Genomic DNA, 12,224 nt, shown 5'->3' on the forward strand with positions numbered 1-12,224 from the left:
ACAATAAAGAAGAACAAAAACAACAGGCCTAAGAGATCATCTAAACCCATGTGACCCTCCGGGTATGGGCAGGGGTAGCGCCTTGCGCCAAGGTGAGGAGCAAGCGGGGGGCGAAAAATAGTCGTTGGTTTATTTTGATCCCTCCCCGCTGCTTCCCCGCACTACCCCCTGCTGCATCGTCATTTTGGGTTACGCCCTCTAGCGCTGAGTGCCGCTGGGCCCACCCTCGGGGGTGCTACCACCGCTGGCCTTGCTGATGGACTCGCGCATATCTGTGTCGGCTTCAATATTCTTTAGTTGGTAGTAGTCCATAACCCCAAGGCGACCGTTGCGCAGGGCTTCGGCCAAACCCAACGGTACGGCTGCCTGGGCCTCGACCAACTTTGCCCGCATAGCCTCGACCAGAGCGGTGTTTTCTTGTTCGACTGCGACCGCCATGGCGCGGCGCTCTTCAGCCTTGGCCTGGGCAATTTTCTTATCGGCTTCGGCCTGGTCGGTGCGGAGCTGGGCTCCAATGTTTTTACCCACGTCCACTTCGGCGATATCCACCGAGAGGATCTCAAAAGCAGTGCCAGCGTCCAAGCCCTTGGCCAGCACGGTCTTGGAAATGCGGTCGGGCTGCTCCAACACTTGTTTGTGATCCATGCTCTGACCAATGGAGGCCACAATGCCTTCACCCACCCGGGCCACGATGGTTTCTTCCCCAGCACCCCCCACCAGGCGATCTATGTTGGCCCGTACCGTAATGCGGGCCGTAGCCAGCAACTGGATGCCATCCTGGGCCATACCCGCTACCATAGGGCTGGTAATGACCTTGGGGTTAACCGAAAGCCGCACTGCGTCCAGCACATCGCGGCCCGCTAGGTCAATGGCGGCGGCACGGTCGAAGTTGAGCTTGATGCCGGCCTTGTCGGCAGCGATCAGCGCGTCCACTACGCGGTCTACGTTACCGCCAGCCAGAAACTGGGCCTCGAGCTTGGCTGTTTCCACCGGAATACCGGCCTTGAAAGCCTTGATCATCGGGTTGACAATCTTGGCGGGCGGAATTCTTCGGAAACGCATCCCCACCAAGGCTGTGAGCGCCACGTTGACGCCCGAGAACAGCGCTGTAATCCACAGCGGTACGGGCACCAGGTAAAAGAACATGAAGACTGCTAACAAAGCCAAGCCTGCGATGATTAAAGCTCCAAACTCCATGAAGTCCTCCTTGGTATCAACTATTCATTCGCACCTTTGAACCTGCAAACTTGCCCCACAAGCGTACATCCTCGGTACTGTACCAAAAAGAGGTACGCTACGAGAAACTCGCCCCTCAGGATTGGTGGTTTGGCATGATGGGCTGCCATAGATCATGCTTAAGCAAAAATCACATCCACTGCTTTGGGACTGGCACAACCTAAGTCTCAACCTTGCGAACCACCACCCTGGGGCCTTCGACCTCGATAACCCGGATGCTTTGACCCCGATCAATAAACTCACCCGAAGTCACCACATCTACGCGGCGGTCGCCAAACTGTGCTGTGCCCGCGGGACGTAGGTCGGTGAGAGCACTGCCAATGGCTCCGAGCAGGGCTTCTAACTCGTTTTTAGGTGGTGCCACTTCCTCCACGGCGCTGCTGAGTACAAAAGGCCGCGCAACCCGCACCCTGGGCAGAAAACGAAACATCAAGAACAAACCCACTGCCAGTCCGATGATGGCGTATGAACCTACCTGTAAAGCTTCGTCCCCAAAGGTGAAATAGATTGAAGCCCCAATCAGGCCCAGGCCCAACAGGCCGGGAACGCCAAAACCTGGGGTCACAAACAGTTCAAAAACCACCAGCAACAACCCGCCAAAGAGCAAGATGATGGTGAGTGCGCTGGAAAGGCCCGCCAGGTAGCCCCCCAGAAAGAATAGGCCCAGGGAGGTCAGACCGATAATTGCAGGGATAAAGGTTCCGGGGGTGAAAAACTCCAGCACCAGCCCCAGGACACCCACCGCCAGCAGAATGGCCGCAATGGTGGGGTCGGTCAGGAAACGGGCCACCCGTACCTGGGGGCCGGGTTGAAGCTCTTGGGTATCGGTGTTGAAACCGGCTTTCTCGAGGGCGGCCCGTAGGCTGGCCACCTCGGCATCGGCCACCTTGAGCTCCACAGCCTTTTTGGCCGAGAGGGTGAGGGGCTCGCCTTTGGTGGTGATGCCCCGAACTTCCACTTCGGGATCCACCATGGCCTCGGCGATGTTAGCCGGGCGGTTGCGGGCTTCGGCCACAGCCCGAAACTTGCCCTTCAGCGCCGAGATCACCTTGCGGTCGGCTGCCGTGGCGTTGCCCACTACCGGTGTGACCGTGATGGGCAGTGCCGCCCCGATATTGGAGCCGGGGAGCATCATGATCTGCTGGGCTGCCAGGGAAATCAGCGCACCGGCGGAAAAGGCATTTTCGACCACGGCCAGGGTGGGCAGGGTGGAGGCCAGGATACGGTCGGTGATGCGGATGGCGGCATCCACGCGCCCGCCAGGGGTATTGACTTTGAAAACCACCCCACTGGCCCCTTCGCGTTCGGCCTGCTCGAGGGACTGCTCTATGAAAGTAGCCAGCGGCCCATCTATCGTCCCCTCGATGGGGATGATGTAGGTTTTAGCCTGCGCCATGGAGGCGACCAACAGGAGGGCGAAAAGTAAGTTTCTCACCAATATTTATCTTAGCAAGCCGCGCCTCGGGGAGTGTAATGTGAAGGGGGATGGGGTTCCGCAGACTTTTTAGGCTTTGGCGAATAGCCCTGGGGAGCGTAGAATCCGTTCGTGAAACTTGGTTTGATTGGATTTCCAGTAGCGCATTCCCTTTCACCCTTGATGCAGGAAGCCGCCCTGAAGGCGGCAGGGCTCGAGGGCTCGTATAAAGCGCTGGAAACACCCCCCCCGTTTTTGCGGGCGCGTTTGCAGGAAATCAGGCGGGAGTATGCGGGGGTCAATGTGACAATCCCGCATAAAGAGACTGTGCTGCCTTACCTAGACGAACTGAGTCCGGAAGCTCGGGCCATTGGCGCCGTCAATACCATTTTGTGCCATGAGCATCGGCTGATTGGCTATAACACCGACGCTATGGGCTTTATCTCTGGTCTGGACGAAGCGGGCATTTCCTACCGCAACAAGAAAGCCCTGGTACTGGGGGCAGGGGGGGCAGCCAGGGCGATTGCCTATGCCCTGAAAGAAGAAGGGGTGCACGTCGCCATCTACAACCGCACGCTAGAACGGGCCAAAGAGTTGTGTGAGACCTTTGGTTTACACCTGGTTTCGCGCCCTTTGTTGGAAGCGGCCGTGAAAAGTTGCGACCTACTGATCAATACAACCAGTGTAGGCTTAAAAGACCCCCAGAGCTCCCCCTTGCCCGAGGGCCTGCTGCCGCGTGAAGGGGTGGTGGTGGACATTGTCTATGTCCCCTCCAACACCCGATTGATGCAGGACGCGCAGCGGGCGGGACTGCCCACCCTGGGAGGCTTGCCGATGCTGGTCTGGCAGGGGGCGCTGGCTTTCGAGCTCTGGACTGGGGTCAAGGCGGATATAAGGGTCATGTATGAAGCGGCCAGGGCTGGGCTGGGTGAAACAGCCAACCTATGAGCGAGCCGAGGGCTAAAACCACCTTGCAGGGGCCATTTAGCCTTGAGGTGGAGATCAAGCACTCACGCTTTGTGGCCCGCGCTGCGCCGGTCATCAGCCCCGAGCAGGCCCAGACTTTTTTGCAGACGATTCGTGATCTCAACGCCACCCACAACTGCTGGGCCTACAAGATTGGCCCCCTGTACCGCTTTACCGACGATGGTGAACCTGCCGGAACCGCAGGACGTCCCATCCTCAGCGCCATTGAAGGGCAGGGTCTGGAGGGGGTGATGGTGGTGGTTACCCGCTACTTTGGGGGTGTCATACCGTTTCCGCTTGAATCCTTCACCGTTGGACGCAGTCGGAGGTGAAGGATTCAAGCCGACCAAAGGGAGTAGAAAAGCATTTCGGAAGTATCGTTTAGGCTTGTCAAAGTGAACGATACTACCGAAATGCGTTTCAAACTGGGGGCCGGAGGGCTGGTGCGGGCTTATGGGGGGTGGCCTCGGAATGCCTAAGGCAAGCCCCCAAGCGAGCAATTGTCCCCAGGGCGCGTTGTGAACTTCAAGTCCCGTTCGAGTTTAGCAACACTTTGTTTCACTTGATGGAAGGCCTCGAGCGCGAACTGGAGACCTACAACGAAGTCGGGGTGTGTTTTGTGCTCATCTTGGAAGAGGACAGGCTGTCCCGATTTCAAGAACAGGTGCGCGACCTGACTCGAGGCCGTGCAAGCTTACGGGTGCTGGAACACTTCGAGAACTAGGGTAGTTTCAGGAAATACCAAGCTCTTTTGTATGCATGGGCTTGCTCGCAGACCCGAAAAACATCTGTAGAGGGCGCAATGCTCGCATTGACGAGCATCAACCTTCGATCACGATGGGCAGAATAACCGGATTGCGGCCAGTGTTCTTGGCGATGAATTTTTTGACCGGGTAGTAGATGTCGTCGCGGATCTCCTCGAGGCGTCTCTTTTCCCGCACCCCCTTGTAAAGCGATTCCATCGCCATCTTGCGCACCTCGCCCAGCAGGCGCTCCCCGGCTTTGACAAACCCCTTGGAAATGACCTCGACCAGTGGCTCGCGGCTGACCAGCGCGGTAATGATGACCACACCCTCGGCGGCCATGTGGTTGCGGTCTTCCAGGATTTCATCGGTAATATCGCCTACACCCAGTCCATCCACGTAGAGCTGGCCGTGGGGAACCTTGCCATCAAACTCGATGTTGTTGGCGGTGAGCTTGATAACACGGCCATTCTCGGGGATTAGGATTTTTTCGGGCGGTTGGGGGATGCTCTGCGCTAGCCACTTAAAGTTGACCTGGTGACGTATTTCGCCGTGCCAGGGGAGCAAGAATTTCGGTCTGGCCAGGTTCAGCACTGTCTTGAGCTCTTCGTGGCTGGCATGGCCTGAAGCATGCACCCGGTAACGGGGGGGATAGAAAACATAGGCCCCCAGGGCATAAAGCTGGTTGATAACGGTGTTGACCGCCTCTTCGTTGCCCGGAATAGGACTGCTGCTCAAGATGACTGTATCCCCCTCCTGGATGGTCATTTTGGCGTGGTTTCCAGCGGCCAGACGGGCCAGCACGGCTTCGGGCTGTCCCTGCGAGCCGGTGGTGATGACCAGCACCTGCTCGTCGGGCAGGTCCTTTATTTCATCCAAGGTATAGAAGCGGTCTTTTTGCTGGAAGTAGCCCAGCTCGAGTGCGATGCGGGCGTACTTGAGCATCGAGCGCCCCTCCACCGCAATCTTGCGCCCATACTTTTCCCCCGCAGTCACCACCGACTGAATACGGTGAATGTGCGAGGCAAAAGTGGTCACGAAGATACGCCCTCTAGCGGCTCCGATCACCTTGTCCAGCTCCTGGGCTACCTCGGTTTCGGAGGGCGTGATGCCGGGGCGCTCGCCATTGGTGGAGTCGGCAATAAGGCACAACACGCCCTCGGTACCGGCCTGGGCTATTTTTTCCAGGTGGGAGGTCTTGCCATCAATCGGGCGCTCGTCGAGCTTAAAATCGCCAGTATGTACGATTTTACCGATGGGGCTATGGATTACCATGCCGAAATTGTCGGGGATGGAATGGGTCATCCGGAACAAATCGAGCTGGAAGTAACGTCCCATGTTGATGCGATCATCGGGGGAGACCTCTTTGAAATTGTATTCCCCCAAATTGAGCCCGAATTCCTCGAGCTTGCCCTTGACCAGTCCCAGGGTGAGTTTGGCCCCATAGACAGGTATCCGTGGTAACTGGGGAAACAAATAGGGCAAGGCTCCAATATGGTCTTCGTGGCCGTGGGTGAGCACCCAGCCTTTGATGAGGTCTTTGTTTTGTATCAGATAGTCTATGCGCGGAATGACGATGTCCACGCCTAGCATGCGCTCATCTGGAAAGGCTAAGCCCCCGTCAATGATGAACATCTCGTCTTCAAAACGGACAGCGGTGATGTTTTTGCCGATCTCACCCGTACCACCTAAAAAGATGATCTCGACGGCACCATTGGGTTTGCCCAAGATGAGCGGCCCCTTGGGCTTGGGTCGCTCTTGCCGCTTGCGCGGCCCCCTGGGACGGCTAAAGGGTGGGTTGTCGTTCATGGTTACTCCACTCAATGGATATAACGGATTGGGGAACGGGTTTGGCTAGGCCATGGCTCAGTCCGATGGCACCTAACGGCGTAAGCGGTCTGCGGATTTGAGCTCTATCTATACGCAACCCAATATTCGCCAACACGGCTTAGGAAAGTCGGTAAATCAGCGTTTGATCGGAGGTTTACGGGGGGCAACCAGACCCTCGAGTTCTGGACGAATTAGATCTACCCGCCCCTGCTCGTCAATCTTGTTGACCTTGACTTTGATCTTGTCGCCTAGCTTGAGCACGTCTTCGACCCTCTCGACCCGCCCCTGGGCGAGTTGGCTGATGTGCAGCAGGCCATCCTTACCCGGTAGAATTTCGATGAAGGCTCCAAAGTTGGTGATGCGCGTAACTTTGCCCTCGTAGATTTCGCCCAGCTTGGCCTCGGCGGTCTGTCCCAGGATGCGGGCCTTGGCCTCTTCAGCAGCAGCTCCATTGGCACTGTAGAGCCGGATGGTGCCGTCTTGTTCGATGTCAATTTCCACACCCAGCTCTTCCAGGGCACGTATGTTCTTCCCGCCAGGCCCGATGATCCCCCCGATTTTCTCGGGGTTGATTTTGAGCGTCAGGATGCGCGGTACTTGTGGCTTCATCTCCGGGCGGTGCTGGGGCATGGCTGCTTCCATCAAACCCAGGATGTGCAAGCGTGCCTCGCGGGCCTGATACAAAGCAGTCCGCATGATTTCGGGGGTCAGACCCTTAATCTTGATGTCCATCTGGAGGGCCGTCACCCCGTCGCGGGTACCGGTGACCTTGAAGTCCATATCGCCCAGCGCATCTTCCAGTCCCAGGATGTCAGTTAGTACCACCGACTGGTCGCCCTCCTTGACCAGGCCCATCGCCACGCCGGCCACGTGCTTCTTGAGCGGAACCCCAGCATCCAGCAGGGCCAGACAGCCCGCACAGACCGTAGCCATGCTGGAAGAACCGTTGGACTCCAAGACATCCCCCACCACCCGGATGGTATAGGGAAATTCTTCCTTGGAGGGTAGTACGGCCCGCAGGCCACGCTTGGCTAGGTTGCCGTGGCCTACTTCGCGGCGGCTCACCCCGCGCAGGCGTTTGACCTCGCCGGTGGAATAAGGGGGAAAGTTGTAATGCACCAAGAAGGGGTCTTCGGTTTCGATGCCGAGATCATCTACAAGCTGGGCATCGCGCCCGGTGCCCAGCGTGACCACACCCAGCACCTGGGTTTCGCCACGGCTGAAAATGGCCGAGCCGTGGGGTTTTGGCAGCACGTTGCTCTCGATCCAGATGGGCCGAACCTGCTGGGGGGTGCGGCCATCAGCCCGCTTATTGTCTTGCAAAACCAGTCGGCGCAACTCCTTTTTCACCACCTCATCGAAGCCTTCGGCCACTAGTTTGCGCCGCTCGACATCCACTGAGCCATCCTCGCGGCTGGGCACAAACTCGTCAATTATGCCTTCACTAAAAGCCTCTAGGGCTTCCGAGCGCTCGCCCTTGGAAGCGGTTTGCAAGACGCTCGAGAGCCCCTTCTCGATAGCCCGCTGGTACAGGGCAGCTTGGGTATCTGCATCCAGTTTGGCAGGAGGGACATGGGCAAACTTTTCCTTGCCCAGTTCTAAGCGCATCTGCTCTTGCAACTCCAGAATGGGCTGTATGGCCCGGTGGGCAAACTCGAGGGCTTGCACCAACTGGTCTTCCGAGACCTCCTGCGCACCCGCCTCCACCATGATGATGGCGTCTTTGGAGCCAGCCACAACTAGGTCGAGCTGGCTGTCTTCCTGGGCTACCGGGTTGAGCACCAGACGGCCTTCCTGCAAGCCTACCCGCACCGAGGCGATCGGCCCATCCCAGGGGATGTTGGAGAGCATCAGGGCCGCACTGGCAGCAATCGGCCCCAGGATGTCCGGCGTATTTTCTTGGTCAGCGGAAAGCACGGTTAGCAGAACCTGTACCTCGTGCCGGAAGCCCTTGGGGAAAAGGGGCCGGATGGGGCGGTCGGTCAGGCGGGCCGAGAGAATTGCTTTCTCGCCCGGCCTCCCTTCGCGCCGCATGAAACTACCAGGGATGCGCCCTACAGCATAATGCCGTTCTTCAAACTCCACCGTCAGAGGCAAGAAGTCTGCTTGAATAGGGGCCTCGGAGGCTTGGGCAGTCGCCATCACCACCGTCTCGCCATAGCTCACCCAAACCGAGCCAGAGACGTGCTTGGCATATTTTCCAGTCTCAATCGTCAGGGTACGGCCCCCCACGTCCACGCTATAGCGCCTGCCTTGGGGTATCGGATTTTCTTCGTTCATGTTAACTCCTGATGGCCCAGATAAAGCGCTGGGTACGCTGGTAGGCTGGAATTAGAAAGCCCCCACTCCAATTGCAAACCTGCTGGGTTGGAGCTGCGATATTCGAGGCGCTCACTACGGACGCGAAGGGGACAAAGTGCAGATGGATACATATTTAGGATGATGCGCCCCGCAATAAGCGTCTCGAGGCGCTCACTACGGACGCGAAGGGGACGAAGTGCAGATGGATACATATTTAGGATGATGCGCCCCGCAATAAGCGTCTCGAGGCGATTGGGCATATTTACAAACTTTCGGCGGAGCCAAGCCGTAGCCCCAGCTACCGAGTCAAATACATTGTACACGATAGATAATGTCCGGGGTTGCCCCCGGAAGTACTTCATTTTCGTAGCCCAAGCTTTTCGATCAGGGCCTTGTAGCGAGCTTTATCCTTGTTTTCCAGGTAGCTCAGCATTCGCTTACGCTGACCCACCAGGGTCAACAAACCACGCTTGGCTGCCACATCATTGTTGTTGGCGGTCAGGTGGGAGGAAAGGCGGTTGATGCGTTCAGTTAGCAATGCCACCTGCACTTCAGTCGAACCGGTATCACCTGCATTGTGGGCGTGCTTCTCAATAACGCTGGCTTTATCTGCTTTGGTAAAAGGCATTTTGTCTCCTTGTCGGGTGAGCCGCAGTCCGCTGACCGGGGCTTCCTCTTGGCTCAGGATGGAGCCAACTAAGAAGTATAGCCGCGCCTAGACGTTGGGTCAAGCCAAAATAAGATCACGGCTAAGAAGGCAAGGGCGGATGTGGTAAAAAAAGCCACACTGGAGCCAAAATGCTGCCATAAAAAACCAAATAGGGTGCTAGCCGGAAACAGGAGCAAACCCACCAGGGTGTGGTAGAGCCCAATGGCGCTGGCTTTTTCGGTTGTCGGAATAATCTGAGCCAGATAAGCCCGGCTGCTGCCTTCAAAAGCCGCACTATACAGTGCATATAGCAAGAACAAAAGAATGCCCTGCCAGCCGACGCTGCTGAGCCCGAACCCCAGGTACACCAAGGCGTAGGTGGTAAAGCCCAGCATCACCAGGGCTCGAGCCCCCACCCGGTCGGCCAGCGACCCCAACGGATAAGCCATCAGGGCGTAGAGCAGGTTATATGCGGTGTAAACCAAAGTGGCCTGGACAGCACTGAGCCCTAGGTCGTTCAGGCGCAGGATTAGGAAAGCGTTGGAAGAAAGCCCCAGCGTTGCCACGCCCGTTACCAGCAAGAACCAGCGATAGCGAAGGGAAAAAGCCGATAGTCGAAGGGGCGGAAGGGGCCTGGCCTGGCCTCGCTTCTCTCGTAAAAAGAACAGGATGACCAGGGTGGCCAAAAGAGCCGGAATGGCCGAAACCCAGAAAACCCCCCGGAAGTCCAGCAATGGTAGAAGTAAAAAGGCCAGCAGCGGCCCAATGGTTGCCCCCAGGCTGTCCATGGCACGGTGAAACCCGTAGGCCCGCCCATAGCTGTCCTGGTCTACCGTTTCTGCAATCAGGGCATCCCTGGGGGCCGTGCGAAGCCCTTTGCCCACCCGATCCAAGAAGCGGTAAGCCAGCACCTGCCAGGGTGCCATCGCGAGGGCCAGTATGGGTCGTAGCAGGGTCGGGAAGCCATAGCCCAATAGGATTAGTGGTTTCCTGGCTGCTATCCGGTCGGAGATCCGCCCCCCTACCACCTTAAACAGACTGGCTGTGGACTCGGCAATGCCTTCCACCAACCCCACCACCGTAGTGGAAGCACCCAAAACCCCGGTTAGAAACAGCGGGAGCAGCGGGTAGACCATCTCGGAGGCAATGTCCGTAAAAAAACTTACTGCACCCAGAACATATACTGCGGGGGGTAGTTTCTTCATCAGCTACAATCTACGCCTATCGCGGCTCCCTCTATTTTGCCGCCAGGACTAGCGGTAAAAAACGAGTTGAGCACAAGTTTTTTGACTTTTTGAGGATTGCTGGGTTCTTTGCGAGAACCGCTCTAACTCGCACATAACCGAAGAATGCCCCTGGCTATACCCAGGGGCATTCTTCTGAAAAGGGGGAAGCTACCAGAGCCGCTGACCCGGCACGGGATTCATGTTGGTGAACATTTGGAAGAGAACCGGGCCATAAGCCAGCAACACCAGCACCACCGCGATGCCAAACCAGAACCAGACCCGTTCGGTCAGCAAAGCCAAGCTGCTGCCTTCCGGCTTGGAGATGACTTGGGTGAAAGGCACTTCAGCCATTACCTGGCTGGGGTCGCGGCGGTTTTGTAAGGCAGTGGCGAAGATCACGTAGAAGAACAAGATGGCAGCAATTAGCAGAATGATGCCAGATACGATGTTCAAGACCATCCAGGCCGAGCTTTCTTTGTAGGCCTCCATGGCGATGGGGCTGCCTGAAATGTGTGCACGGCGCGGGATAGCATAGAGGAAGCCCATCCAGTGCAAGGCAAAGGTCATGATGAACATGCCGATGAACCACAGCCACTGCGAGGCCAGGGCCATACCACGAGCCACCAGTGGCTTGCCAGTCAGATGGGGAATGAGCCAAAAAGCCGTGCCCATAGCTGCCATGGTGACCAGGGTGCCTACTTGCAGGTGGAAGTGGCCGGGAATCCAGACGGTGTTGTGCACGTTTTGGTTCAGGTTAAAGCTGGCATTGACCATACCGCCGGCCCCGCCTGGGATGAAGGCCAGGAAACCCAGCAAGAAGGCCAGCACGGTGGGGTTGTTCCAGGGTAGGGCCCCGATCCAGCCCAGCAGGCCTTTACCCCCGTTGGCACGCCCCGCGACCTCGAGCGAAGCCGCAATGGTAAAGGCGGTGATCAGGCTGGGAACCGCCACAAACATGGTCAATACGGTGTGGATCATCTTCCAGTAGGGGGCGATGCCAGGGTCGGAGAACTGGTGGTGGAAACCCACCGGCACCGAGAACAGCAGGAAGAGGATGAATACCAGCCTGGAAAGAGGGTCGGAGACCAGCTTGCCCCCGGCCAGCTTGGGCAAGGTTATGTAGGCCAGGGTATAGGCGGGCAGCAGCCAGAAATAGACGATGGGGTGGCCAGTGTACCAGAACAGGGTGCGCATGAGCAGGGGGTCTACCCCGGCCACTAGGCCAAACGACCAGGCGATCAGAAACAGCGCCTCCACCACCAGCCCCAGGCTGGCCAGGAACCACATCAGCCAGAAGGTAACGGCCATGAAGGTGGCCAGGGGGGTGATTTTGCCCGGGTTGGCCTTGCGCCAGCGGGCCCACATCTCCAGCACCAGGTAGATGCTTACGTAGCTCGAGAGCACAAAAATGGCCGCGCCCACATAGAAGGCCCAGTGCGCCTTGAGGGGGGCGTAGAAGGTGTAGAGCACCGAGGCTTCGTTGAGCAGCAGGGGCACGGCGGCCAGGAGCAACCCACCCAGCGCCATCCAGAACGAGACCCAGGCCAGGGTCATGTTGGGCCGTAGACCCAGCTCTCGGGCCGGCAAGTAGACCATGATGGCCTGGGCAAAAAGCTGGGTAAACACAATGGCATTGAGCACCCCGTGGAGGCTCAGACCCTGGTAGTAGTTTTGAAAAACCGGCTTAAGCAGGGGGTACAGATCCAGGCCACCGTAGTTGAAGGCTTGTAAAGGACCAAAAAGCGTGCCCAGGGCCAGAGCTGCAAAGCCTAGCATCATCATGTACAGGGCATACTTCTTTTCGGGTGCACCCGTGTAAACGTCAATTTTGGGAAAGGATTTGACTGCCATCCAAATGC

At 57.6% G+C, this 12,224-nt stretch carries 9 protein-coding genes and 1 pseudogene; 3 read left to right on the forward strand and 7 right to left on the reverse strand.

Going from position 1 to position 12,224, the window contains the following annotated elements:
* Positions 1-198: 198 nt before the first annotated feature.
* Both floA and WKI89_RS04210 read right to left on the reverse strand, forming a co-directional pair.
* A complete protein-coding gene (gene floA / locus WKI89_RS04205) occupies positions 199-1,197 on the reverse strand; it encodes a flotillin-like protein FloA (RefSeq protein ID WP_337867971.1) in 999 nt (332 codons plus the stop codon).
* A 199-nt stretch (positions 1,198-1,396) separates the two neighbouring features.
* Complete coding sequence (locus WKI89_RS04210; protein WP_337867972.1) at positions 1,397-2,671, reverse strand: NfeD family protein; 1,275 nt, start codon at positions 2,669-2,671, stop codon at positions 1,397-1,399.
* Positions 2,672-2,782: 111 nt separating this feature from the next.
* On the opposite strand from WKI89_RS04210, the gene WKI89_RS04215 reads away from it, so the two are divergent.
* The 3 genes and pseudogenes from WKI89_RS04215 to WKI89_RS04225 all read left to right on the forward strand — a co-directional run bounded on the left by WKI89_RS04215 (position 2,783) and on the right by WKI89_RS04225 (position 4,340).
* Complete coding sequence (locus WKI89_RS04215; protein WP_337867973.1) at positions 2,783-3,598, forward strand: shikimate dehydrogenase; 816 nt, start codon at positions 2,783-2,785, stop codon at positions 3,596-3,598.
* Positions 3,595-3,900 (forward strand): annotated as a pseudogene (locus WKI89_RS04220) (YigZ family protein); the annotation flags it as partial. The gene WKI89_RS04215 and the pseudogene WKI89_RS04220, both read left to right, overlap by 4 nt.
* Positions 3,901-4,181: 281 nt before the next feature.
* A complete protein-coding gene (locus WKI89_RS04225) occupies positions 4,182-4,340 on the forward strand; it encodes a hypothetical protein (protein ID WP_337867974.1) in 159 nt (52 codons plus the stop codon).
* Between the two features lie 97 nt (positions 4,341-4,437).
* On the opposite strand, the gene WKI89_RS04230 is transcribed toward WKI89_RS04225, so the two are convergent.
* From WKI89_RS04230 to WKI89_RS04250, 5 genes are all read right to left on the reverse strand, one after another.
* The gene (locus tag WKI89_RS04230) at positions 4,438-6,168 is read right to left on the reverse strand and encodes a ribonuclease J (protein WP_337867975.1); all 1,731 of its coding nucleotides are present in this window, start codon (positions 6,166-6,168) and stop codon (positions 4,438-4,440) included.
* A gap of 156 nt (positions 6,169-6,324) precedes the next feature.
* On the reverse strand, positions 6,325-8,469 hold the full coding sequence (gene pnp, locus WKI89_RS04235) for a polyribonucleotide nucleotidyltransferase (protein ID WP_337867976.1): 2,145 nt from the start codon (positions 8,467-8,469) through the stop codon (positions 6,325-6,327).
* Positions 8,470-8,848: 379 nt separating this feature from the next.
* Positions 8,849-9,118, reverse strand: a complete 270-nt coding sequence (gene rpsO / locus WKI89_RS04240) for a 30S ribosomal protein S15 (protein WP_337867977.1) — start codon at positions 9,116-9,118, stop codon at positions 8,849-8,851.
* A gap of 68 nt (positions 9,119-9,186) precedes the next feature.
* Positions 9,187-10,344 (reverse strand): MFS transporter, encoded by a 1,158-nt coding sequence (locus WKI89_RS04245; RefSeq protein ID WP_337867978.1) that lies wholly within the window; start codon positions 10,342-10,344, stop codon positions 9,187-9,189.
* Between the two features lie 189 nt (positions 10,345-10,533).
* Complete coding sequence (locus tag WKI89_RS04250; protein WP_337867979.1) at positions 10,534-12,216, reverse strand: cbb3-type cytochrome c oxidase subunit I; 1,683 nt, start codon at positions 12,214-12,216, stop codon at positions 10,534-10,536.
* Positions 12,217-12,224 lie beyond the last annotated feature (8 nt).

It is taken from the genome of Meiothermus sp. (assembly GCF_037443965.1).
Taxonomy (GTDB): Bacteria; Deinococcota; Deinococci; order Deinococcales; family Thermaceae; genus Meiothermus.

What these genes read in the sequence shown, in the direction of transcription:
- floA (WP_337867971.1), bottom strand. Translation starts at nt 1,197, where the DNA reads ATGGAGTTTGGAGCTTTAATCATCGCAGGCTTGGCTTTGTTAGCAGTC.
- WKI89_RS04225 (WP_337867974.1), top strand. Translation starts at nt 4,182, where the DNA reads ATGGAAGGCCTCGAGCGCGAACTGGAGACCTACAACGAAGTCGGGGTG.
- WKI89_RS04230 (WP_337867975.1), bottom strand. Translation starts at nt 6,168, where the DNA reads ATGAACGACAACCCACCCTTTAGCCGTCCCAGGGGGCCGCGCAAGCGG.
- pnp (WP_337867976.1), bottom strand. Translation starts at nt 8,469, where the DNA reads ATGAACGAAGAAAATCCGATACCCCAAGGCAGGCGCTATAGCGTGGAC.
- rpsO (WP_337867977.1), bottom strand. Translation starts at nt 9,118, where the DNA reads ATGCCTTTTACCAAAGCAGATAAAGCCAGCGTTATTGAGAAGCACGCC.
- WKI89_RS04245 (WP_337867978.1), bottom strand. Translation starts at nt 10,344, where the DNA reads ATGAAGAAACTACCCCCCGCAGTATATGTTCTGGGTGCAGTAAGTTTT.
- WKI89_RS04250 (WP_337867979.1), bottom strand. Translation starts at nt 12,216, where the DNA reads ATGGCAGTCAAATCCTTTCCCAAAATTGACGTTTACACGGGTGCACCC.